Source organism: Brachybacterium sp. sponge, assembly GCF_001613775.1.
GTDB classification, from domain to species: domain Bacteria; phylum Actinomycetota; class Actinomycetes; order Actinomycetales; family Dermabacteraceae; genus Brachybacterium; species Brachybacterium conglomeratum.
The window spans coordinates 322,870-345,580 of record NZ_LRMP01000002.1 but is presented as its reverse complement, the minus strand read 5'-3'; the positions used below and the strand labels follow the sequence as shown (position 1 = coordinate 345,580).

Annotated in this window: 16 protein-coding genes, 1 tRNA gene and 1 pseudogene; 11 read left to right on the top strand and 7 right to left on the bottom strand. The window is 73.0% G+C overall.

Annotated features, from left to right (window positions below):
• Nucleotides 1–231: 231 nt before the first annotated feature.
• Together A4A78_RS09595 and A4A78_RS18355 are read left to right on the top strand one after the other, a co-directional pair.
• Nucleotides 232–1,845: a hypothetical protein gene (locus A4A78_RS09595; RefSeq protein WP_062948689.1), complete on the top strand. Its 1,614-nt coding sequence runs from the start codon at nt 232–234 to the stop codon at nt 1,843–1,845.
• 272 nt (nt 1,846–2,117) lie between these two features.
• Nucleotides 2,118–2,957, top strand: a pseudogene (locus A4A78_RS18355) (DDE-type integrase/transposase/recombinase); the annotation flags it as partial.
• A gap of 441 nt (nt 2,958–3,398) precedes the next feature.
• Here the strand turns inward: A4A78_RS18355 and A4A78_RS09585 are convergent.
• From A4A78_RS09585 to A4A78_RS09575, 3 genes are all read right to left on the bottom strand, one after another.
• Nucleotides 3,399–3,470: transfer RNA gene (locus tag A4A78_RS09585), tRNA-Thr, on the bottom strand.
• Nucleotides 3,471–3,544: 74 nt separating this feature from the next.
• On the bottom strand, nt 3,545–4,348 hold the full coding sequence (locus A4A78_RS09580; RefSeq protein WP_062948685.1) for a thioredoxin domain-containing protein: 804 nt from the start codon (nt 4,346–4,348) through the stop codon (nt 3,545–3,547).
• Nucleotides 4,349–4,496: 148 nt separating this feature from the next.
• Nucleotides 4,497–6,617 (bottom strand): serine/threonine-protein kinase, encoded by a 2,121-nt coding sequence (locus tag A4A78_RS09575; RefSeq protein ID WP_062948683.1) that lies wholly within the window; start codon nt 6,615–6,617, stop codon nt 4,497–4,499.
• A 160-nt stretch (nt 6,618–6,777) separates the two neighbouring features.
• On the opposite strand from A4A78_RS09575, the gene A4A78_RS09570 reads away from it, so the two are divergent.
• From A4A78_RS09570 to A4A78_RS09545, 6 genes are all read left to right on the top strand, one after another.
• The gene (locus A4A78_RS09570; RefSeq protein WP_010550086.1) at nt 6,778–7,455 is read left to right on the top strand and encodes an AIM24 family protein; all 678 of its coding nucleotides are present in this window, start codon (nt 6,778–6,780) and stop codon (nt 7,453–7,455) included.
• A gap of 82 nt (nt 7,456–7,537) precedes the next feature.
• The gene (locus tag A4A78_RS09565) at nt 7,538–9,793 is read left to right on the top strand and encodes a circularly permuted type 2 ATP-grasp protein (protein WP_062948681.1); all 2,256 of its coding nucleotides are present in this window, start codon (nt 7,538–7,540) and stop codon (nt 9,791–9,793) included.
• Nucleotides 9,786–10,811, top strand: a complete 1,026-nt coding sequence (locus A4A78_RS09560; protein WP_062948679.1) for a transglutaminase family protein — start codon at nt 9,786–9,788, stop codon at nt 10,809–10,811. The genes A4A78_RS09565 and A4A78_RS09560 overlap by 8 nt, the downstream gene beginning before the upstream one ends.
• Nucleotides 10,812–11,019: 208 nt before the next feature.
• Nucleotides 11,020–11,937, top strand: coding sequence for a formate transporter FocA (locus tag A4A78_RS09555; RefSeq protein ID WP_062948677.1), 918 nt, complete (start codon nt 11,020–11,022; stop codon nt 11,935–11,937).
• A 150-nt stretch (nt 11,938–12,087) separates the two neighbouring features.
• Nucleotides 12,088–13,554, top strand: a complete 1,467-nt coding sequence (locus A4A78_RS09550) for an FAD-dependent oxidoreductase (RefSeq protein ID WP_062948675.1) — start codon at nt 12,088–12,090, stop codon at nt 13,552–13,554.
• A 200-nt stretch (nt 13,555–13,754) separates the two neighbouring features.
• Complete coding sequence (locus A4A78_RS09545) at nt 13,755–14,732, top strand: zinc-binding dehydrogenase (RefSeq protein ID WP_062948673.1); 978 nt, start codon at nt 13,755–13,757, stop codon at nt 14,730–14,732.
• Nucleotides 14,733–14,825: 93 nt separating this feature from the next.
• Here A4A78_RS09545 and A4A78_RS09540 read toward each other — a convergent pair whose 3' ends face one another.
• Both A4A78_RS09540 and A4A78_RS09535 read right to left on the bottom strand, forming a co-directional pair.
• Nucleotides 14,826–15,248, bottom strand: coding sequence for an organic hydroperoxide resistance protein (locus A4A78_RS09540; protein ID WP_010550080.1), 423 nt, complete (start codon nt 15,246–15,248; stop codon nt 14,826–14,828).
• On the bottom strand, nt 15,245–15,841 hold the full coding sequence (locus A4A78_RS09535; protein WP_062948671.1) for a TetR/AcrR family transcriptional regulator: 597 nt from the start codon (nt 15,839–15,841) through the stop codon (nt 15,245–15,247). Before A4A78_RS09535 ends, A4A78_RS09540 begins: the two co-directional genes overlap by 4 nt.
• 109 nt (nt 15,842–15,950) lie before the next feature.
• Between A4A78_RS09535 and A4A78_RS09530 the strand changes: the two genes are divergently transcribed.
• Entirely contained in the window at nt 15,951–16,340 is a 390-nt protein-coding gene (locus A4A78_RS09530) for a DUF1304 domain-containing protein (protein ID WP_062948669.1), read from the top strand.
• A gap of 31 nt (nt 16,341–16,371) precedes the next feature.
• Here A4A78_RS09530 and A4A78_RS09525 read toward each other — a convergent pair whose 3' ends face one another.
• Complete coding sequence (locus tag A4A78_RS09525) at nt 16,372–17,583, bottom strand: pyridoxal phosphate-dependent aminotransferase (protein WP_062948667.1); 1,212 nt, start codon at nt 17,581–17,583, stop codon at nt 16,372–16,374.
• Between the two features lie 95 nt (nt 17,584–17,678).
• Nucleotides 17,679–19,262: an AbgT family transporter gene (locus A4A78_RS09520; protein WP_082835280.1), complete on the bottom strand. Its 1,584-nt coding sequence runs from the start codon at nt 19,260–19,262 to the stop codon at nt 17,679–17,681.
• Between the two features lie 243 nt (nt 19,263–19,505).
• Between A4A78_RS09520 and A4A78_RS09515 the strand changes: the two genes are divergently transcribed.
• Nucleotides 19,506–21,752, top strand: a complete 2,247-nt coding sequence (locus A4A78_RS09515) for an alpha-galactosidase (protein ID WP_062948663.1) — start codon at nt 19,506–19,508, stop codon at nt 21,750–21,752.
• 32 nt (nt 21,753–21,784) lie between these two features.
• Nucleotides 21,785–22,699 (top strand): carbohydrate ABC transporter permease, encoded by a 915-nt coding sequence (locus A4A78_RS09510; protein WP_062948661.1) that lies wholly within the window; start codon nt 21,785–21,787, stop codon nt 22,697–22,699.
• Nucleotides 22,700–22,711 lie beyond the last annotated feature (12 nt).

The following is a 22,711-nucleotide window of genomic DNA, read 5'->3' as shown; positions in this document are numbered from 1 at the left end:
TCTGCTCCGCGGGGCATCGAGAGGGCTGGGCGCGTGGTCGCCGCAGGTCAGGGTGCACCCCGGCCGGTCCGACGAGTGGGCCACGAGACCCCGGTGACCTGCAGGTCACCGTTGTGAGGGGCGGTCTCGCAGTGCCTCGGAGCGCGCCGGTGTGCCATTCTCATGGATCGGCAGGCCGCCCCCGCGAGCCGTGAGCGCCCTGCCGTGACCCCGTAAGGAAGGGAGAGCACGGTGGCAGAGCACCGTTCGACGGCGGAGGAGGCGGCCGATCCGGGCACGAGTCCGGAACGCCTCCTCGAGCTCACCGAGAAGCACCCCCAGCTGCATCGGCTGATCGTCATGAACCCCTCGGCCCCCGAGGTCGCGCGCCAGTGGATCCTGGCCACGAACCAGTGGGCGAAGCAGGCCTACGAGGCCGGCACCCTGCCGTCCGACGAGGACGGCGCCGCCGCCGAGACCGCGGGCGTGCCCGAGGGCGGGAGCACGGACGCGAGCGCCGTCGGGACGGCGGCCGCCCCCGCCGGCCCGGCCTCCGGCGATGCCCCGTCCGACGAGGACGACGACCTCGACGAGGGCGAGCCCACTCAGCTGCACCAGGTGGTCCCCGACGAGGATCAGGCGCCCGCGGACCCGGAGCAGACCGCCGCGCAGGAGTCGCAGTCCCCCGAGGAGCAGCCCGCGTCGCCCTCGCAGCCCGGACCCGATGACGACGCCTCCGCCTGGGACGAGGTCCCCGAGGCGCTCGTCTGGGGCACCGCCGCCGGAGCGACCGGCGCCGCCGCAGCCGGCGCCGCGGGTGCGGGAGCCGTAGGAGCCGACGCCTCCGCCGACGAGCGCCTCGGCACGACGCCGCCCCCGGCCCCGCCCGCGCAGCAGGCCCCCGTCGGCGGGCCGGCGTCTGCCGCGCAGCCGTCGCCCTCCACACAGGGCCCGACCGAGGGATCGCCCTCGGTACGGCTGTCGCCGAAGGCCTCCGTGGTCCCGCTCGGCGCCGCCCCTGGCATGCAGACGTCCCCGTCCGCGCAGACCTCTCCGGCACCGCGGGCCTCGCCCGCCCCGCAGGCCGGCCCGCCGACCCGGCAGATGCCGGCCGTCGCCGCATCCGCCGCCGCCACGGGCGCCGCCGCCTCACCGCACCCGACCGGCACCCAGGGCCCCTACGGACAGCAGCAGTACCCCTACGGAGAGCAGGGCCCGTCGTCCCAGGGCCCGGCGGCGCAGGGGCCCGCCTCGGCCCCGCCGCCCGTCGGCCGACCTCCCCAGGACGACGACGATTCCGACGACGGCAGCCGGAAGCGGGCCCTGATCGCCTGCGGCGGCTGCCTCGTGCTCGCCCTGATCCTGCTGCTCGTGATCGGGCTGGGTGCCCGCGCCCTGTTCGCTCCCGACGAGGAGCAGTACCAGCGCGACAGCTCGACGACCAGCGCCGAGGCCGCGCCGGAGGAGACCACCGAGGAGGAGACGACCGAGGAGACCACCGAGGATCCCGTCTCCCCGGCCCCCGAGGGCGCCGAGGAGATGTCCGAGCTGCGCTCCCCCACCGGCAACATCAGCTGCCACCTCGAGGAGGACTCCGTCTCCTGCTCCCTCGTGGAGCGTGACTTCTCCGAGGCGGGGCTCGAGGACTGCGAGAACGGACCGTTCTCGATCACCGTCGCGGGCGAGGACGCCGAGCGCGCCTGCGGCACGTCCTTCCTCAGCGACTCCGCGCCCACCCTCGAGTACGACCGCAGCGCACAGCGCGGCGACGTGGCGTGCACGAGCCGCTTCGACGGGATGACCTGCTGGAACGTCATGACCGGCAAGGGCTTCACGGTGAACAAGGTGTCCTACGAGACGTTCTGACCCACCGGGCCCGCCCCGTACGAACGAGCCCCTCGCCGGAGTGATCCGGCGAGGGGCTCTGCGCTGCGGGGCTGCCGCGCGGTCCCGAGGGGACCGGGGAGAGAGCTGGAGACGGTGTCTGGATCCACGACATCGTTGACGGGTCCGACCTCGGGCTTTCCGGGTGATTGTTGACCGGTGAGTCGGGGCATGGGCGACGGTTCGAGGCTCGTGATCGTTGACCGGTGAGTCGGGACATCGACGACGCCCTTGTCGCGGGTCGACGATGACGCATGAACAGCCGGGACAAGAACCTCGTCATCGTCCGCTCGGTCCTGGATCAGGGCCTTTCCATCGCAGAGGCCGCTGCCCGCTTCTCCGTCTCCCGCCAGTGGATCCACGTCCTCCTCGCCCGCTACCGGCTCGAGGGCCCCGCCGGCCTCGAACCCCGCTCCCGTGCTCCCCGCACACACCCCGGCGCGACTCCCGAAGCGCTGCGCCAAGAGATCCTCCGACTACGACGTTCGCTGATGGCCGATGGCGCCGACGCCGGCCCTCTCACCATCGCCTGGCACCTCGAACAGGCCGGCCTGCACGCCCCCTCGACCTCCACGATCCGCCGTCTCCTGCGCGCCGAGGGCCTCATCACCCCCGCCCCGAAGAAACGCCCCCGCAGCTCCCATCGACGGTTCCAGGCCGAGCTGCCCAACGAGTGCTGGCAGGCAGACATCACCCACGCCTTCCTCGCCACCGGGCGACGAGTCGAGGTCCTCGACTTCCTCGACGACCACTCCCGCTACCTGCTCCACCTCCGCGCCGCTGCCGCGTTCACCGGCCCGATGATCGTCGACGCGATGAACACCCTGATCACCACCAACGGGGCACCGGCCTCGACCCTCACCGACAACGGACTGGTCTTCACCGCCCGCCTCGCCGGCCGCAAAGGGGGACGCAACGGCTTTGAGAAGCTGCTCCAAGCCCACCGGATCCGGCAGAAGAACGGCCGTCCCGGCCACCCCCAGACCCAGGGCAAGATCGAACGGTTCCACCAGACCCTGCACCGCTGGCTCGACGCACGGCCCCGCCCCGAGACCATCGAGAAGCTCCAGGACCTGCTGGATCAGTTCCGGAACTGGTACAACGCCGCCCGCCCCCACCGCGCCACCGGCCGTCGCACTCCCGAGCAGGCCTACACCGCCTTGCCCAAAACGACCCCCGACACCCTCGCAGAGCCCGAGTGGCGCACCCGAGTCGACACCGTGGACCGCAACGGGAAGGTCTCACTGCGCTACGCCGGAAAGATGCGCGACCTCGGCATCGGCCGCGCCCACATCGGCGAGCACATCCTCATGCTCATCCACGACGATCAAGTCACCGTCACCAACGCCGCGACCGGATACCGGAGAAGTCCTCGCCGAACACCTCATCGACCCGATCAAGGACTACCAGCCCGCGCTCGAGCGAACCCACAGGCCACGCCGCCAGAAGCCCCCACCCGACCGGACAGCGAACCCACGCAAAAAATCCTGAGCCGCGACACCCTCCGTAAAGGATGTCGCGACTCAGGACAAGAGAGCTGGAGACGGGAATCGAACCCGCAACCACCTGTTTACAAGACAGGTGCGCTACCGTTGCGCCACTCCAGCGAGAGGGGACCGACCGCGGTGCGGCCGGTCCCCTGAGAGTGTAGAGGCCCGTGGGCCCCGGGGTGGCCTGCGGCTCAGCCCTCGCCGCCGTCGGAGGCAGACCCGCCGCCCGCGGAGAGCACGGCCTCGCGCAGCTGGCCGGGCTGGGACCACTGGTCCGAGCCGAAGGTCTCGCCGTCGATCTCGACGTACGGGGTGCCGCCGCCGGTCTCCTCGCCGTAGGGGTCCACGACCTGGCGCACCCACGGCTGGTAGGTCTTCGAGCTCATGCAGGACTGGACCTCGTCGGAGGCGCCGGCCTCCTGGGCGTAGCCCCAGATCTGCTCGTCGGTCAGGCCCGCGCTGCCCTCGGCGGGCTGGTTGGCGAACATGAGTTGCTGGAAGCCGATGGCGTTGTCGGGGTTGTCCTCCCACACGCAGGCCAGAGCGTTCGCGGCGCGGGAGGAGTAGTCACCGGTGGTGGACTGGGTGTCCAGGAAGCGGCGCGGCACGAGGTGCACGGTGGCCTCCTCGTTCTCGACGATCTGCTGGAGGTCCGCGCCGTTGATCTCCTCGAACTGGCCGCAGACGGGGCACATGAAGTCGAGGTGGATCTCGAGCACCGGCTTGCCCGAGTCCTCGGGGGCGCCGATCGGGAGATAGGGCTGGTCCTCGGCGACGCCCTCGGGGGTCGCGACGGGGCCTGCCGGCTGCGCCTGGCGGTAGATGAACAGGCCGGCGGCGGCGACCAGCACGAGCGCGACGACGGTGACCGCCGCGATCACGATGGTGCGGACGGTGCGCTGACGCTTGAGCTCTGCCTGGCGCTGCGTGCGCAGGGCCTCGCGCTGTGCTTCGCGGCGCTCCTGCGCCGACTGGGACGGACCGGACGCGGCCATGTGATCTCCTCGCCCCGGGCTGGGGCAGCGGTCGGTGGTGGGTCGTGCAGAGTTTAACCGTGGCCGCCTGGACGGGGCCGGACGGGATGAGCGACCTCACCCGCCCCCGCGCGGTGAGCACCCGCGCCCCCGTGCAGGAGGGCCGTCGTCACCGTCTCCACAGCGCGATGTCATCCAGCCGCGGCCCCTGCGGGAAGGGGAGGTAGTCCACCATCCCCTCGCGGGCCACCAGCGCGAAGACCACCGCGCCGAGCAGCAGCAGGAGCAGCACCAGCACGATCGCGCCCCACAGCATGTCGGGCGCGGCCGCGTCGAGCATCCGGTGGGCGCCGTCGCGGGTGGTGCGGCTGCTGATCCCGACCCAGGTGATCAGCAGGGTGATCGCCATGGCGGTCGCGAAGGCGACCCCGTCGGGCAGCGGCGAGCCCTGCAGCAGCGTCCAGGCGGCGTCGAGGGCCAGACCCACGAGCAGGCCGAGGATCAGCGGGAACAGTGCCTGCAGCGCGATCTCGAGCAGTCCCAGCAGGAAGCGGAAGGGGCTGGCGAGCCCTGCCGCCCAGGTCGGCCCCGAGCCGGTCGAGCCGCGCATCCGCTGCGCGGTCACGGAGCGGTGGCTGCGCTCCCAGGTGCGGGCGAGCGCGCCGAGCAGGAGCAGCACGCCGAGCGAGATGTAGGGGGCGAGCGCGGCGAGGGCGACGATCAGCAGGTGCCCGGTCCACACCAGCAGCGGTCGGCGGGGCGGGGCCGGCGGCGCCGCCCACATGCCCTGCTGCGGCGCCATCTGCCCCGGCGCCATCGGGTGGGGCGCCATCTGCTGGGGCGCGAGCTGCTGCGGAGGCACCCCGTGCTGGTGAGCGAGCTGCTGAGGGGCGAGCTGCTGGGGCGCGGTCTGCCCGCCGCCGTGCGCGGGCCGCTGCGTCGGCGCCGGCTGCGGGTACGGCTGCGAGTGCTGCTGCGGGGCCGTCCGCTGGGGCGATGCGGCCGCGTCGTAGGGCGAGGCGTCCTGCGGCGCGGAGCCGTACGGGTCCGCGGCTCCGACGGGCCCGGCCGACGGCGGCACCACGGGCAGCGCCCGGGTGGGCGTGCCCGTCACCGGGATCACCTCGGTGGGCGGATCGTCCGGGGTCGCGAAGCGGGGCAGGGCCTCCGTGGGTTGCTCTCCCGCGTCCGCGACGCGGGGCAGCGCCTCGGTCGCGGTGTCGCCGGCCGGCAGGGCCTCGGTCGCGCCGTCGGCGCCCGTCCCGTCCAGCTCGTCCGTCGGGGTCGCGGCACCGGCCGCGGGGGCGCCGTCCGCAGGGGCCCCGTCCGCCCCGAGGACGGGCAGCACCGCAGTGCGCGGCCCGGCCTCGAACGCCTCGGTGTCGCCGGGGTCGTCGTAGCGGTCCAGGTCGAGCTCGGCGAGGCGCGCCAGCAGCTCCTCGGGCGTCGCGCGCTCGGCGGGGTCGGCACACAGGGCCGAGCGCAGCCAGTCGCCGAGCTCGGTGGGCACGCCGTCGATGTCGATCTCCCCGCGCTCCGCGCGCAGGAACACGAGGTCCGCCCGTCCGGTGCCGAAGGGCTCCCGCCCGGTCGCGGCGAAGGCGAGCATCGCCGCCCAGGACCACCAGTCCCCCGCCTCGACGGTGCGGTCGGTGCGCACCACCTCCGGGTCGAGATAGGCGGCGGTGCCCATCACCAGGCCGGTCGAGGTCAGCCGCGACTCCTCCGCGGCGATCGCGATGCCGAAGTCGATGATCACGGGGTCCAGGCCGTCCCCGTCGGGGTCGAAGCCCGAGAGGTCCCCCTCGGTCGCGCCGCGCAGCAGCACGTTGCTGGGCTTGAGATCGCGGTGGATCACGCCCGCCTCGTGGATGACGCGCAGCGTCTCCCCCAGCACCAGGCCCACCTCGCGCACCGCCTCGGGGTGCAGGCCGCCATGCGTGCGCACTGCGTCCTCGAGCGTCGGCCCGGGCACGAACTCGGTGACCACGAAGGCGTCGGAGGACTCCAGCTCCGCGTCCAGGATCCGCACGATGTTGTCGTTGCGCACCCGCTGCTGGGCGGCGACCTCGCGGGCCAGCCGCTCCCTCGCACGGGGGTCGTCGGCGATCTCGTGGCGCAGCATCTTGATCGCGACGTCTCTCCCGTCGGCGTCGTGCGCGCGATAGACGATGCCCATCCCGCCCGCGCCGATCCGCCCCAGCACCTCGTAGCCGGAGTCCTCGGCGAGCGCCTCCAGCCGCGGATCGCTGGCGGCCGGAGGTCGTCGGGGCGTGCGCGAGTCGGACATGGGCCCCATGCTACGAGGCCCTGCACGGGCGAGCGGCGGCTTCACCGCACCCCCACAGGGTCCCCACGCGGCCCCGGACGTGAGACGATCCCACCGCGGCGCGGTGGGCGTCGCAGGGAATCCATCGACCGATGCCGGTCGACCGACGAGATGAGGGGCCATGCGCTCGAACCTGTTCGACGCCTCCAACCAGGAGCGCCAGACCAACGACCGATGGGCGCTGCAGTCCTCCAAGATGCTGCGGTGCGCGCTGAACCCGCAGGCCCCGGAGATCATCTCCGCCGCGGGCGCGATGGTCGCCTACCAGGGGCAGATGGACTTCTCCTACCAGGGCTCCGGCGGCGGCATGAAGCTGCTGAAGAAGATGGCCACCGGCGAGGGCGGGAACATGATGCGCACCCGCGGCCAGGGCGAGATCTTCTTCGCCCGCCAGAACAACGAGATCTTCCTGCTGCAGCTGGAGGGCGACGCGCTGACCCTCAACACCCGCAACATGCTCGCCTTCGACTCCTCGATCCAGTGGGACATCCGTTCGCTGGGCGGGGCGGGCTTCATGGCCGGCGGCCTGTTCAACCTGTTCCTGCAGGGGCAGGGGATGGTCGCGGTCACCTCCGACGGGCCGCCGATGCTGCTGGACTGCTCCCAGCAGCCCACCTTCGTGGATCCGCAGGCCGCGGTGTGCTGGTCCGCGAACCTCCAGCCGCAGATCAAGAACGACTTCAAGATGGGCTCGCTGATCGGCCGCGGCTCCGGGGAGTCCTTCCAGCTGGGCTTCCACGGCCCGGGCTTCGTCGTCGTCCAGCCCTCCGAGGGCGCGCCGGTGGTCGCCGCCTCCTGAGCGTGCCCGCGGCGACCCGGCGGGGCCGACCGCTCGGCCCCGCCGTCACCGCACGTCCGGGCGGCGTGTCTACGATGTCCCGGTGACCATCACGCATCCGCAGGCCCTGGCCGAGGAGCTCACCGCCCTCGGCCCCACGGGTCGACGGCGGGCGGCAGCGAGCGCCGCGACGATGTTCGCGGCAGACGTCTCCGCCCCGTCCACCGCCCTCGATCCGGTGCCCGTCGTGCTGGACGCGGAGTCCTGGGCGGAGCTGTCGGCGGGGCTCGTGCAGCGGGTGCGGCTCCTGGACGCCCTGTACGCGGACCTGTACGGACCGCGCACCGTGCTCGACACCGAGGTCGCGCCGGCGGCCGAGCTGCTCGCGGACCTCGCCTACCTGCGCCCCGCGGTGGGGATCCCCGCCCGCGGCGCCCATCACCTCTTCGCCGTCAGCACCACCGTCTCCCGCACCGCCGAGGGCGCCTGGGTGGTGCACGAGGACGCGGTGGACGTCCCCCGCGGCGCGGGCCTCACCCTCGAGCTGCGGCGGGTGCTCTCCCGCAGCGCGCCGTCGCTGTACCGCAGCACGGAGATGCGCCGCCTCCATCCCTTCTTCGACACGCTGCGCACGTCCTTCCATCAGCGCACCCGGGCCGACGGGCGCGCCGGACGGCCCGTCGTGCTCCTCGACGACGCTGAGGAGCCGCTGGCCGCCTTCGACCACAGCTGGCTGGCGAACCTGCTGGGCGCGCCGACGGTGTCGGTCGGGGACCTGCGCGCCGGTGCGGGCGCCGTGACCCTGCGACTGTCGGGCCTGGCCTCCGCCCCGGGCGAGCCGGTCGACGCGGTGCTGCGGCTGGTCCCCTCACATCTGCTGGACCCCCTGGACCTCGGGCCGACGCCTCTGGGCGGGGTGACGGGCCTGGTCGAGGCGGCGCGCTGCGGCGACGTGGAGATCGTGAACCCGCTGGGCGCGGGCCTGCTCGAGAACCCGGCCCTGCGCGCGGCGCTGCCCGACCTGTGCCGGCAGATGCTGCACGAGGACCTGCAGCTGCGCCCCGCTCCCGCCGACGCCGCCCCCGCGCTGTGGCCCTCCCTGGACCCGTCGGGCGGCGAGGAGCTCACGGGACGGCCAGTGACGCTGAGCCTGCTGGTGATGGGCACCGAGGACGGCTTCGAGGTGCTGCCCGGCGGGATCGCGCGCACGGCCGACGAGGGCCCCGAGGCGCTCAAGGACGTGTGGGTCGCCGTCCCCGACACGTCCGCGGTCCCCGACGAGGAGCCGGCCGGCCGCCCGGTCGTGGAGCCGGCGTCGCGGCGCGCGAGCGTCTCCGCCTATCCGACGATGACCCGCTCGGTCGGCTCGGACCTGTTCTGGTTCGGCCGCTATCTCGAGCGCGTCGACTCCACCGCCCGCCTGCTGCGCACCGTGCTGGACACCTCCAACGACCTTGACGCCGAGCACAGCCGCAGCGCCCGCACCGCCCGCACGGTGCTGCTGCGGGCGGTGACCGAGGTGACCACCACCTATCCCGGCTTCCTCGACCTGGACCTCCGCGACGCCGAGGCGGTGCGGCTGGAGATCGAGAGCCTGCTGAGCGACGTCGGCAGGCCCGGCTCCCTCGCGCAGTCCGCCGCGGCGCTCGCCCACACCACCCGCACCCTGCGCGACCTCATCTCCGACGACGTGTGGCCGGTGATCACGCGGATGCGGCTCCAGGTGCGCGGCGGGAGCGTGGACCCGCGCCCGCTGGAGCAGTGGCTCACCGACATCGTCGACGGCTGCCTGACCCTCTCCGGCGCGGTCGCCGACGCGATGCCCCGCAACCTCGGCTGGGACCTCACCGAGATCGGCCGCAAGATCGAGCGGACGATGAGCCTGCTGGCGCTGCTGCGCGCCGCCCTCGGCCATCGCCGCGGCCGCGCCGCGGAGGAGCGGATCGCGGGCGCGGTCGCGCTGATCACCGAGTCCGGCGCCTCCTACCGCCGCTCCTTCCACGCCGCCGTGCAGCCGGAGCTGCTGGTCGAGCTGCTGCTCAGCGACACCACGCTGCCGCGCTCGCTCGCCTTCCAGCTGGACCGGCTCGGCCAGGCCCTGGACCGGCTGCCCGAGACCGCGCCCTCCCCCGAGCTGCGCGCCCCGATGTCGGCGCTGCGCACCCGCCTCGCCGCCTGGGAGCCGCACGAGCTGCTGCGTCCGCTGCCGGGCGCGCCCGCCGGCGAGGACGCGCCCACCGCGCTGCTGGCGGAGATCGACGCCGCGACGGAGTCCCTGCGCTCCCTCGCCACCGCCCTCGAGGACCGCTTCTTCCGCGCCTCGGAATCCACCTCGCGATGGGGGGTCGACGATGTCTGAGAACGCCGCCGGCGCCCGGCCCGGACAGGACGGCGGGACCCCTCACGGCGCACGGCCGCTGATCCCGCTGCGCCAGGAGGACGCCCCCGCCCTGGACCCGGTGCACTACCGGGTCCACCACCTCACCTCCTACCGCTACGCGAAGCCGGTCACCCGCAACTACGGCCGCGCCCACGTCGAGCCGCGCGCCACCCCGCACCAGCGCGTGCTCTCGCACGAGGTGGTCGTCGATCCGGCGCCCGCCCGGCTCACCGCGCACACCGACTTCTACGGGAACTCCTCGACCTACCTCCTGGTCGACGCCCCGCACGAGCAGCTCGACGTGCACTCCCACGCCCGGGTCTCCGTCGCCGAGCGCCGCTACGGGCTCGAGCCGATGTCCCGTCCCTGGGAGCAGTGCACCCCCGAGCACTGGGGCGCGCCGATGCCCGGGGCGAGCCTGGACTTCGTCCACCCCTCCCCGCGGGTCCCGGGCGGGACCGCCGCCCGGGAGATCAGCGCCGAGGTGTTCCGGCCGGGACGCGCCGTCGGCGAGTGCCTCGCGGAGCTGACCGCGCTGATCCACACCGAGTTCACCTACGACTCCGCGGCCACCACCGTCACCTCCACCCTCGAGGAGGTGCTGGGGGCCCGGCACGGCGTCTGCCAGGACTTCTCCCATGTGGGAGTCGCCGCGGTGCGGGAGGCGGGGCTCGCCGCCCGGTACGTCTCCGGCTACCTGCGCACCGCCCCGTCGGCCGGCGGGGCGCTGGGCACCGAGCCGGCCGGGGAGATGATCGGCTCGGCCGCCTCGCACGCCTGGCTGAGCGTGCTCGTGCCCGGCACGGGATGGGTCGACATCGATCCCACCAACCGCACCTTCGTGGACCAGCGCTTCGTCACCACGGCCTGGGGCCGGGACTACGCGGACGTGCCGCCGCTGAAGGGCATCGTGGTCGGCCCGCCCGGGGCCAGCAGCACCCTGAGGGTCGCCGTCGGCGTCGTGCCCGAGACGGCGGGGACCGAGTCCGCCGACTGACCGGCCGGACGGCCGGAGCCGGGCGGGAACCGGCACCGAGGACTCGCCGGTCCCACGGTGCGGGCGTACCCTGACTCGCGGTTACCGCCAGGGAACACGGCGGGCTCCTCACGTGCCGCGCCCTCGCAGCACGGCGGCCGCCCCTCGAACCTCCGTCCCCGACAGCGCGGGGACGCCCCCTGCCCCCCCCAGAGAAAGACCTCCTCCGATGACCAGTCCCGCCCCCGGATCCCGCACCACCGCGCCGGCGCCCGCACCGTCCACCGCCGCGACCGCTCCGAAGCCCCTCACCAAGGCGCTCGAGGACGCGATGTTCGCGAAGGCGACGGCACCGCTGGGAAAGATGTTCCTCGCATCCCTCAGCGGCGGCGCCTTCATCGCGCTCGGCTTCGTGTTCATGGTGACCTCGCAGCAGGGCATGGGCGAGTGGCCGGTCGGGATCGCGAAGCTGATCGGCGGCGTCGTCTTCTCCGTCGGCCTGGGCCTCGTGGTGATCAGCGGCTCCGACCTGTTCACCGGCACCACGATGACCTCCATGCCGCGCCTGTCCCGCCGGATCACGACCGGCCAGATGCTGCGCCACTGGGGCGTCTCCGCGGGCGGCAACCTGATCGGCTCGGTCACCGTCGCGCTGCTGGTGTTCCTCGCCGGCACGCACGCCACCAACGGCTCCGCCTGGGGGATGGTGGTGCTGGACACCACCCAGGCGAAGGTCTCCCACGACTGGCACCAGGCCTTCTTCCTCGGCGTGCTCGCGAACTTCGCCGTGTGCCTGGCCGTGTGGGCGGCGACGGCCGGCAAGACCGTCGCCGACAAGGTCCTCGCCGTCGCCGGCCCCATCGCGCTGTTCGTCGCCACCGGCTTCGAGCACTCGGTCGCGAACATGTTCATGCTCCCCATGGGCCTGCTGGTCAAGTACGGCGCCGGCGCCGGCTTCTGGGAGGGCGAGGCGCTGACCGAGGCCGGGAAGTCGCTCGGGGACTACTCCTCGATCACGGTCGGCGCCGCGATCTGGGACAACCTCATCCCCGTGCTGCTGGGCAACATCGTCGGCGGCGCGGTGCTGGTCGGTGCGTACTTCTGGTCGATCCACCGCCGCGGCGCAGAGGACCTCGCGGAGGGCTGAGACCCGCCCGGCGGCTCCCCCACGATCGGAGGAGCCGCCGGTCGTGGCGTCGAGCGGCTCACAGTGACCGGGGTGATGACGAATTCCGCGTATAGAGTGGTGCGGAAATCATTGCGACCCGGCGCCACGGCGCCACGAGACCGAGGTGTGATGTCCTCCTCCCAGCAGCCCTTCCGCCTGGCCGTCATCGGCTCCGGCCCCGCCGGTGTGTACGCCGCAGAGACCCTGCTGCGCTCCGCTCCGGTCAAGAGCGGCGAGCTCGAGGTCAGCATCGACCTGTTCGACCGCTTCCCCGCCCCGTTCGGCCTGATCCGCTACGGCGTCGCCCCCGATCATCCGCGCATCAAGGGCATCATCACCGCCCTGCACCGGATCCTCGGCCGCGGTGACATCCGCTTCCTCGGCGACGTCGAGTTCGGCACCGACCTCACCGCCGAGGACCTCCGCACCCACTACGACGCGGTGATCTACGCGACCGGCGCACTCAAGGACGCGGACCTCCGGATCCCCGGCATCGAACTCGAGGGCTCCCACGGCGCGGCCGACTTCGTGGCCTGGTACGACGGGAATCCCGACTACCCCCGCACCTGGGAGCTCGACGCGGAGTCCGTGGCCGTGATCGGCAACGGCAACGTCGCCCTCGACGTCGCCCGCGTGCTCTCCAAGAGCGCCGACGAGCTGCTGCGCACCGAGATCCCGGCGAACGTGCACGAGGGCCTGCAGGCCGCGCGCACGACGGACGTGCACGTCTTCGGCCGCCGCGGCCCCGCGCAGACGAAGTTCTCGCCGCTCGAGGCGCGCGAGCTCGCCCACCCCAAGGGCCTGCAGGTCGTGATGGACCCCCGCGATCTCGAGCAGATCACCGAGGCGCAGTGGGAGGCCATCAAGGCCGACAAGCGCACCGACCAGGTCGTGCAGACCTTCGTCGGCTGGCTCGAGGAGCAGCAGCGCCGCGAGGCCGCGGGCGAGGAGCCGACGGACCGCGAGGGCGGGCCGGTCCAGCGCCGCCTCCACATGCACTTCTGGCACCGCCCCGTCGAGGTGCTCGGCGAGGACGGCAAGGTCACCGGCATGCGCTTCGAGCGGACCCGCCTGGACGAGGACGGCGAGCTCGTGGGCACCGGCGAGATGATCGACTACGACCTCGGCGCCGTCTACCGGGCCGTCGGCTACCACGGCTCCGAGCTGCCGGGCGTGCCCTACGACGCCCGCCGCGGCGTCATCCTCAACCAGGCCGGCCGCGTCACCGAGGCCGACGGCTCCGTCATCCCCGGCGCCTACACCAACGGCTGGATCAAGCGCGGCCCCGTCGGCCTGATCGGCGCGACGAAGTCCGACGCGATCGAGACCATCACCTGCCTGCTCGAGGACATCGAGGCCGGTCGCCTCTCCCCCGCCCCCGAGCGGGACGACGATGCGATCCTGCGCCTGCTCGAGGACCGGGGCGTGCAGTACACGACCTGGGACGGCTGGATGGCGCTGGACGAGCACGAGAAGAGCCTCGGCGCCGCCGCGGTGGACGCCGACGGCGAGCCCCGCGCACGCATCAAGGTCGTCGAGCGCGAGGAGATGGTGCGCGTCTCCCGCGAGGGCGCACCGCAGCCCACGCACGCCTGAGCCGCGCACGAGCAGCAGGCACCCGGCCGCAGGGCCGGGGGTCGGACCGGAGCACCGGTCCCGACCCCCGGCCCTTCTGCATCGCCCGGCGCCGTCGCGGCCGCGGCTGTGAGACCCGGAACAGCACGGCCCGCGCACGGTGCAGGGAGGCGCCCCGCCGCTATAATGGAATGACTGTTCCACAATCGAGAGGCGATCCCATGCTCACCGTCACCTACGACCGCTTCGGCGATCCCGCCGACGTCCTGCGCACCGCCGAGACCGATGCCCCTGTTCCGGCCGCCGGCGAGGCCCTGCTGAGGATGTCGCTGAGCCCGATCCACCACCACGACCTGTGGACGATCCGCGGCTCCTACGGCGTCCGCCCCGCGCTGCCCTCGGGCGCCGGCAGCGAGGCCGTCGCGGTGGTGGAGGCACTCGGCGAGGGCGTCGCGGGCTACGCCGTCGGCGACCGCGTCGCGGCGACCGGGATCACCGGAGCCTGGGCGGACCTGTTCACCGCCCCCGCCTCCTCGCTGATCCCGCTGCCCGCCGAGCTGCCGGACGAGGCCGCCGCCCAGCTCGTGGCCATGCCCTTCAGCGCCGTCTCCCTGCTCGAGCACCTCGACCTCGCGCCCGGCGAGGTGCTCGTGCAGAACGCCGCGACCGGGGCCGTCGGCCGCCTCGTCGCGCAGTTCGCACGACTGCGCGGGATCCGCGTCATCAGCCTGGTGCGGCGCGGCAGCGGGGTCGAGGAGCTCGCGGCGCAGGGCATCGGGGACGTCGTCGCCACCGATCGGGAGGACTGGCAGGAGCAGGCGCGCGCCCTGATCGGCGAGGCGCGCGTCGCGGCGGGGCTGGACTCCGTGGGCGGCGAGGCGGCGGGCCAGGTGCTCTCCCTGCTCGGGGACGGCGGTCGCCTGGTGGTCTTCGGGGCGATGGGCGGCTCGACCATGGCGCTCCCCTCGGGCCCGATCATCTTCCGCGATCTGAAGGTCGAGGGCTTCTGGGGCTCCCGCGTCTCGGCGGAGATGGCGCCGGAGGTGCGGCGCCGGCTCATCGGCGAGATCCTCTCCGGGCTGCTCTCCGGCGAGGTCACGCTGCCGGTCGCGGCCACCTTCCCGCTGGACGAGGTCGTCGACGCCGTGGCGGCCACGCTGACCGACGGCCGACAGGGCAAGGTGCTGCTGCGACCGTGAGCGGCATCGCCGCAGGACGAGGAGCCCCGGCGGGAGCGATCCCGCCGGGGCTCCTCGCACCTGCCCGACGCCTGCAGGCAGGACGCGGAGCGGTCAGTCGTCGGTGACGGTGACGACCACCGGGATGTTGCCCCGAGTGGCGTTCGAGTACGGGCACACCTGGTGCGCGGCGTCGGCCAGCGCCTGGGCGGTGTCGTGGTCGAGCTCCGGGATGACCACCTCGAGCTCGACGGCCAACGAGAAGCCGCCGGACTCCTCGGAGCCGATGGTGACGCGGGCGCCGACGCTCGAGCCGTCGATCGCGACCTTCTGCTGCCGGGCGACGGCCTGCAGGGCGGAGTGGAAGCAGGCGGAGTACCCGGCGGCGAAGAGCTGCTCGGGGTTGGCGCCGGCGCCAGTGCCGCCCATGGCGGTCGGGACGGCGAGGTCGAAGGCGAGATCCGACTCGGCGACATCGACGTGTCCGTCGCGGCCGCCGCCGGTGGCCAGGGCTTCGGTGGTGTAGAGGGGCTTCATGGGTGTGTGTGCTCCTGATGCTGGATTGCGGTGAGGGCGGAGTCGAGCGCGGCGGTGGCCGCATCCCGGTCCACCCGGGTCATGACCAGCGCGCTGATCAGCAGCGCGACGCAGGTCTCGACGAGCTGCGCGCGCTCCTGCGGCGACTGGTCGGGGCGTCGGGCCTGCGCGCCGCGGGTGAAGGCGGCGAGCAGCTCGGCGCGATAGGCGCGCACGGCCTCGGCGATCCCGTAGTCCCGGGCGAGCCCGGAGCAGGCGGTGTTCACCAGCAGGCATCCGTCGGGGAGGGTGCGGCCGGACGGGTCCGCGAACAGCGCGCGGGCCGAGAGGAAGTAGCGCTCGAGAGCATCGGGGGCGACCTCGGGCGCGCGCAGCGGGGCGAGCCCGGGACGGACGGCGCGCTCGAGGTAGTCCTCGATCGCGGCGTCGAACAGACCGCGCTTGGAGCCGAAGGCATGGTAGATGCTGCTGGCGTTCAGTCCGGTGGCCCGCTGGAGGCTCGCCATGGAGGCACCCTCGTACCCTTCGCTCCAGAACACGTCGCGGGCGGAGCGCACGGCGTCCTCCCGCACGAAGGCGGACTGTCGTCCCATGAGCCCTCCTGCTCGCTACCTGCTCGTCGTCGTTCCTCGCCCGGGCTGTCGGCACCGGGCACGCCCCACTATAGTGGAACGATCATTCCAAGAGACCTCGGAGGTCGCGATGCTCACCCTCGGCTCGATCCTGGCCCTCGCCGCAGCCGCTCTCCACGTGGTCATCTTCCGTCTGGAGTCCCTCGCATGGGGCGGGACGCAGGCGCAGAAGGTGTTCGGCGAGCAGAGCCCGCAGGAGGTCGCCGCGACCCGCGAGCTGGCTTTCAACCAGGGCTTCTACAACCTGTTCCTCGCCGTGCTCGCGGCGCTCGGCGCGGTGCTCGTCCTCGTGGGCACGACGATCGTGGGGGCGACCCTGCTGCTGGCCGGGACCGGGTCGATGCTCGCCGCCGCGAGCGTGTTGCTGCTGAGCTCCCCGGCGCACCGCGCCGCCGCCGTGAAGCAGGGCGCGCTCCCGCTGCTGACCGTGCTCGCGACGGCGATCGGCCTGCTGCTCTGACCCTCCCCGTCCGCGGAGCGCCCGGGCGCCCTCAGCGGCGGATCGAGGCGAGGTGGTCGGCGATGCGGTCCACGGCGTCGGCGAGCACGTCGGCCTGCGGGAGGGTCACTAGGCGCAGGTGGTCGGGCTCGGGGTAGTTGAAGCCGGTGCCGTGGTTGACCAGCAGCTTCTTCGAGCGCAGCAGGTCGTAGGCGAACTGCTCGTCATCCTCGAGGCGGTACATCTCGCGGTCGATGCGCGGGAACATGTACAGCGCCCCCGAGGCCTTCACGACGCTCACGCCGTCGATCGCGCTGAGGCCCTCGTAGGCGACGTCCCGCTGCTCGCGCAGGCGGCCGCCGGGCAGCAGCAGCTCGGTCACGCTCTGGTAGCCGCCCAGCGCCGTGGCGACCACGTGCTGGGCGGGGACGTTCGGGCACAGGCGCATGTTCGAGAGCACATCGAGGCCCTCGATGAAGCTGGCCGCATGCTCCTTCGGCCCGTACAGCGCCATCCAGCCGGCGCGGAAGCCCGCCACCCGGTACGCCTTGGACAGCCCGTTGAAGGTGATGGTCAGCAGGTCCGGGGCGAGCTTCGCGATGTGGGTGTGGACCGCGTCGTCGTAGAGGATCTTGTCGTAGATCTCGTCGGCCAGGATCATCAGCCCGTGCTTGCGGGCGACCTCGACGATCTCCCGCAGCACGTGCTCGGGATAGACAGCGCCGGTGGGGTTGTTGGGGTTGATGACCACGATCGCCTTGGTGCGCGGGGTGACCTTGTCGGCGATGTCGGAGACGTCGGGCCACCACTGCTGCTCCTCGTCGCAGCGGTAGTGGACGGCGCGTCCGCCCGCGAGCGCGATCGAGGCGGTCCACAGCGGGTAGTCCGGGGCGGGGACGAGCACCTCGTCGCCGTCGTCCACGAGGGCCTGGCAGGTCATCTGGATCAGCTCGGAGACGCCGTTGCCGAGGTAGATGTCGTCCAGCCCCATGCCGGGCATGCCCTTGGTCTGGTAGTACTGCGCGACCGCGCGACGGGCGGAGACGATGCCCTTGGAGTCCGAGTACCCCTGCGCGGTGGGCAGGGTCCGGATCATGTCCACGAGGATCTCGTCGGGCGCCTCGAAGCCGAAGGGGGCAGGGTTGCCGATGTTGAGCTTGAGGATCTTGTGGCCCTCGGCCTCCATGCGGGCGGCCTCTGCGGGGACCGGCCCGCGGATCTCGTAGCAGACGTCGCGCAGCTTGGAGGACTGGGTGAAGATCATGCGGGGCTCCTGGCCTTCTCGGGGTGGGCGACAGGGTATCGCCGCAGGCGCGGCGACGCCGAGCCGTCTCGCACCGCCCCGCCCGCCGGCGCCACTCAGCCCAGGCGGATGCCGTTGCCCGGACCGACGGGGAGGTCCAGCCCCCAGAACACCAGCAGCACCGCGGTCCACGCCGTGAGGAACACGAGCGTGAAGGGCAAAAGGCGCGCGACGAGGGTGCCGAGGCCGGCCCCGGGCTCGTAGCGGCGCACCATCCCCAGCAGCACGATGAGATACGGACTCAGCGGCGTGATGATCTGGGTGGAGGAGTCGCCGATGCGGAAGGCGGCCTGCACGAAGGCGGGCTCCAGCCCGCTGAGGGCGAGCATCGGCACGAACACCACCGCCATCAGCCCCCACATCGAGGTGCCGGAGGTGATCAGCAGGTTCGTCAACGCGCACAGCACCACGAAGCCGAGCACCACGGGGAGGCCGCCGAGGTCGGCGTGCTCCAGCAGCGCGGCGCCGTGCACCGCGAGATAGGTGCCGATCCCGCTCCAGGAGAACAGGGCCAGGAACTGGGCGAGGGCGAAGGCGACCACGAGGAAGCCGGTCATCGAGCGCAGACCCTGGCCCATGAGGGCGGCGACGTCGGCCCCGGAGCGGACCGTGCCGGCGATCGCGCCGTAGACGATGCCGGTGACGGAGAAGGCGACCACCAGGTAGAACACGATCGATCCCATGAAGGGCGAGTCGGGCAGCAGTCCCCCGCCCTCCTTCTGCCACGGCGAGCCGGGCACCGTCGCGAGCGCGGCGATCAGCACGACGACCGCGACCAGCGAGGCCGCCGCCCAGCGCAGCCCCCGCCGCTCCAGCGGGCTGATCGAGCCGTCGGCGCTCGCCTCGGAGCCCGCGGCGGCGCCGTCGTCCTCGGGGGCGAGGGTGCGGGGCACGCCGGCGCGCTCCAGCCGCGGCTCGAGCACCCGGTCGATCAGGAAGCCGCAGGCCACGACCAGCACGAGGGAGGAGGCGAGGTTGATCCAGTAGTTCGAGACCACGGTGACCGGGGCGGCGCCGAGCGAGGCGGGCAGCGACTCCATCACCGAGGCGGTGATGCCGGAGAAGTTCGCGTCGATCGGCGAGGGGATCATCGCGGTGGAGAAGGAGGCGCCGACGGCGGCGAAGCCCCCGATCATGCCGGCCAGCGGATGCCGGCCCGCGGCGGCGAAGACGAGGGCGGCCAGCGGAGGGATCACCACGAAGGAGGTGTCGGACATGAGGTTGCCGTTGACGCCGACGAGCGCGACCACATACGGCAGCAGCCAGCGCGGGGCGGAGCCGAACAGGCGCCTGATCGCGGCGCTGAGCAGCCCGGACCCCTCCGCGATGCCGACGGCGAGCACGATCGGCAGCACGTTCACCAGCGGCGGGAAGCCGATGTAGTTCTCCCCCAGCGTGGTGGTGAACCAGGTCAGCCCCTCGCCGCTGAAGAAGGAGCGCACCGGCTGCGGCTCTTCCTCGCCGGGCACCTGCACCTCGGCGCCGGAGGCGGCGAGGAGCGTGGTGAGCAGGGCCGTGACCAGGAAGAGCCCCGCGAAGAGCACCAGCGGGTGCGGGAGCCGGTTGCCGGCCCGCTCGACGAGGTCGAGCACGCGGTCCAGTCGGCGCGGCCCGGCGGCCGTGGTGGTGGAGGGCATCATGCTCCCGCGGGGATCGAGGACGGCGTCCGACGGTGCGGGCGGAGCGCGCGGGGGCGCGCACGACCCTCCACCATAGTCGGGCGCCGCCGACCTCTGCGGGGCCGCCCGACCTTGTCGGCGCAGGCGATGGCAGAGCTCTCGACGAGCATTACTTTCATGGTTATAGTTAATCCGTCGCGCTGTCGCGCCGCCGCTCGGCGACCGTCCGCGACAGCACAGAGAGCCGCAGACCGGAGGTCATCGATGTCCCCGCAGCCCGCCGCACCCGACCGCGAGGTGACCTCGCCCCGCCCCGGGGCCGCCCACCGCGTCCACCTCACCGTGAGCGGGGTCTCCGTGCTGCTGGACGTCACCGACGGGCGCGTCCCCGCGATCGCGCACTGGGGCCGTGCTCTCGGCGCGCTCGGGCCCGAGGGCCTGGATGCGCTGTGCGAGGCGACGACCCCGCCGGTCCCGCAGAACCTCGTGGACGTCCCGGTGCGCGTCGGCCTCCTCCCCCAGGTCTCCGACGGCTGGCTCGGGCGCCCGGGCCTGGCCGGCTCCCGCCCGGACGGCTCGGGCTGGACCCCGCGCCTGATCACCCGCGGCCTGCGGATCGACGGGACGCCGCTGGCCGACGCGCACGCCGAGACGGGCGCGGCGCACGTCGAGATCGACCTCGAGGACCCGGAGGAGTGCCTCGCGGTCCTGCTCGAGCTCGAGCTGCTGCCCACGGGCCTGCTGCGCCTGCGCGCCCGCCTGACGAACACCGGCACCGACCCCTACCGCCTCGACGAGCTCACCCTCTCCCTCCCCGTCCCCGCCACGGCCGACGAGCTGCTGGACTTCGCGGGTCGCTGGACGAAGGAGCGCACCCCGCAGCGCCGCGCCTTCACCGTCGGCACCCATCTGCGGGAGAACCGACGCGGCCGCACCGGAGCGGACTCCGCCCACGTGCTCCACGTCGGACGGCCCGGATTCGGCTTCCGCGAGGGCGAGGTGTGGGCGGTGCACACCGCCTTCTCCGGCAACCACCGCCACCTCGCCGAGCGCACGAGCTCCGACCAGCGCCTGGTCGGCGGCGGCGAGCTGCTGCTGCCCGGCGAGGTCGCCCTCGAGCAGGGAGGGACGTACGAGAGCCCATGGCTGTACGCCTCCTACGGCGACGGCCTCGACCAGGTCGCCGCCCGCTTCCACCGCCACCTGCGCTCGCGCCCCCATCACGTCGACGCCCGCCGCCCCGTCACCCTGAACGTGTGGGAGGCGGTCTACTTCGACCACGACCTGGAGCGGCTCACCGACCTCGCCGACCGCGCCGCCGCGCTCGGGGTCGAGCGCTTCGTCCTGGACGACGGGTGGTTCGGCTCCCGCCGGGACGACACCTCCGGCCTCGGCGACTGGGTCGTCTCGCCCGAGGTGTGGCCGGACGGGCTCGGCCCCCTGATCGACCACGTGCGGGCGCACGGCATGGAGTTCGGGCTCTGGTTCGAGCCGGAGATGGTCAGCGAGGACTCCGACGTCGCCCGCGCGCATCCCGAGTGGATCATGGCCCCCTCCCCCGACCGGATGCCGCTGCGCTCGCGCAGCCAGCAGGTGCTGAACCTGTCGATCCCCGAGGCGTACGCGCACGTGCGCGACCAGATGCTCGCCCTGCTCGGCGCCCACGAGATCGGCTACATCAAGTGGGACCAGAACCGGGACCTGCTGGAGTCCGCGACCCGCGCCACGGGCCGGGCCGCCGTGCACGACCAGACCCGCGCCGCCTACCGCCTCATGGACGAGCTGCGCGCGGCGCACCCGGGCCTGGAGATCGAGGCCTGCGCCTCGGGCGGGGCGCGCGTGGACCTCGGCGTGCTCGAGCACACCGACCGGGTGTGGGTCTCGGACTGCATCGACCCGCTCGAGCGCCAGCAGATGCACCGCTGGACCTCGCAGCTGATCCCGCTGGAGCTGATGGGCAGCCACATCGCCTCCGGCCGCTCCCACACCACCGGGCGCCTGCACACCCTCGGCTTCCGCGCCCACTCGGCGCTGATGGGCCACCTCGGCATCGAATGGGACCTCGCCGCCGCGAGCGAGGAGGAGCTCGCCGAGCTCACCGCCTGGATCACGCTCTACAAGGAGCGCCGCGAGCTGCTGTTCACGGGCGATCTCGTGCGCGCCGACCGCGGCGAGAGCCCCCTGTGGCTGCAGGGCGTGGTCTCCCCCGACCAGGGCGAGGCGCTGTTCGCGCTGAGCGCCGTCGGCCGCGCCGACACCGCCCAGCACCCGCGCCTGGTGCTGCCGGGCCTGGATCCCGCCGCCGCCTACCGGGTGCGCGCCCTGCTGCCCAGCGGCCAGCCCTCGCATCTCACGCCCCCGCCCTGGCTCGCCCGCGTGCTCGAGGCGGACGGGGCGGTGCTGCCCGGCGCGGCGCTGGCCGTCGCCGGCCTCGCCGCTCCCCTGCTCGACCCCGAGCAGGGCCTGCTGCTGTCCCTGACCCGCGAGACCGCCGCCGGCGCGTCCCGCTGACCCGTCCCCCACCACCACGGAAGAAGGCACCCATGTCCACCGCGACGACGTCGACGCGGTCGGCCCCGACGAGGCGCCGCCGGAAGGACGACACGAAGCTCGCGCTGCTGTTCATCGCGCCCGCCTCGGTCGGCCTGCTGGTGTTCCTCGTCTGGCCGCTGCTGACCGGCCTGTACTACTCCTTCACGGAGTACACGACCCTCACCCCGCCCACCTGGGTCGGGCTCGAGAACTATCGCCGGCTCCTGGCCGACCCCGTCTTCTGGAACTCGCTGAAGGTGACGGTGCTGTACGTCGTCATCAACATCGGCGTGCAGACCCTCGTCGCGCTCGTCATCGCGGTGCTCATGCAGCGCCTGACCCAGTCCACCGTGCTGCGCTCGCTGGTGCTGGCGCCCTATCTCGTCTCGAACGTGGTCGCCGCGATCGTGTTCCTGTGGATCCTGGACACCCAGCTGGGCATCTTCAACATCCTCCTGCAGTGGATCGGCTTCGACCCGATCGCCTTCTGGGCCAGCGAGACCTGGGTGATCCCGACGGTCGCGCTGGTGAACGTGTGGCGGCACATGGGCTACACGGCGCTGCTGCTCTTCGCGGGCCTGCAGTCGATCCCCGCCCACCTCTACGAGGCCGCGCGCACCGAGGGCGCCGGGGAGATCGCGATGTTCCGCCGCATCACCCTGCCGCTGCTGCGCCCGATCCTGGCACTGGTGCTGATCATGACGATCATCGGCTCCTTCCAGGTGTTCGACACCATCTCGGTCACCACCCAGGGCGGTCCCGCCGACGCCTCCAAGGTGCTGCAGATGTACATCTACGAGAACGCCTTCGCCCAGTACGAGTTCGGCTACGCCTCGGCGCTGTCCGTCGCGCTGCTCGTGATCCTCATGGTGATCACCTTCGCGCAGTACTGGATGAGCCGTGCCGGCCAGTCGGACCTGGACTGAGAGGACAGCGCG

Coding starts and splice junctions, on each gene's coding strand:
- A4A78_RS09560 (WP_062948679.1), top strand. CDS start 9,786: ATGTCTGAGAACGCCGCCGGCGCCCGGCCCGGACAGGACGGCGGGACC.
- A4A78_RS09520 (WP_082835280.1), bottom strand. CDS start 19,262: ATGATGCCCTCCACCACCACGGCCGCCGGGCCGCGCCGACTGGACCGC.
- A4A78_RS09540 (WP_010550080.1), bottom strand. CDS start 15,248: ATGAAGCCCCTCTACACCACCGAAGCCCTGGCCACCGGCGGCGGCCGC.
- A4A78_RS09570 (WP_010550086.1), top strand. CDS start 6,778: ATGCGCTCGAACCTGTTCGACGCCTCCAACCAGGAGCGCCAGACCAAC.
- A4A78_RS09550 (WP_062948675.1), top strand. CDS start 12,088: ATGTCCTCCTCCCAGCAGCCCTTCCGCCTGGCCGTCATCGGCTCCGGC.
- A4A78_RS09580 (WP_062948685.1), bottom strand. CDS start 4,348: ATGGCCGCGTCCGGTCCGTCCCAGTCGGCGCAGGAGCGCCGCGAAGCA.
- A4A78_RS09535 (WP_062948671.1), bottom strand. CDS start 15,841: ATGGGACGACAGTCCGCCTTCGTGCGGGAGGACGCCGTGCGCTCCGCC.
- A4A78_RS09510 (WP_062948661.1), top strand. CDS start 21,785: ATGTCCACCGCGACGACGTCGACGCGGTCGGCCCCGACGAGGCGCCGC.
- A4A78_RS09530 (WP_062948669.1), top strand. CDS start 15,951: ATGCTCACCCTCGGCTCGATCCTGGCCCTCGCCGCAGCCGCTCTCCAC.
- A4A78_RS09545 (WP_062948673.1), top strand. CDS start 13,755: ATGCTCACCGTCACCTACGACCGCTTCGGCGATCCCGCCGACGTCCTG.
- A4A78_RS09575 (WP_062948683.1), bottom strand. CDS start 6,617: ATGTCCGACTCGCGCACGCCCCGACGACCTCCGGCCGCCAGCGATCCG.
- A4A78_RS09525 (WP_062948667.1), bottom strand. CDS start 17,583: ATGATCTTCACCCAGTCCTCCAAGCTGCGCGACGTCTGCTACGAGATC.
- A4A78_RS09555 (WP_062948677.1), top strand. CDS start 11,020: ATGACCAGTCCCGCCCCCGGATCCCGCACCACCGCGCCGGCGCCCGCA.
- A4A78_RS09515 (WP_062948663.1), top strand. CDS start 19,506: ATGTCCCCGCAGCCCGCCGCACCCGACCGCGAGGTGACCTCGCCCCGC.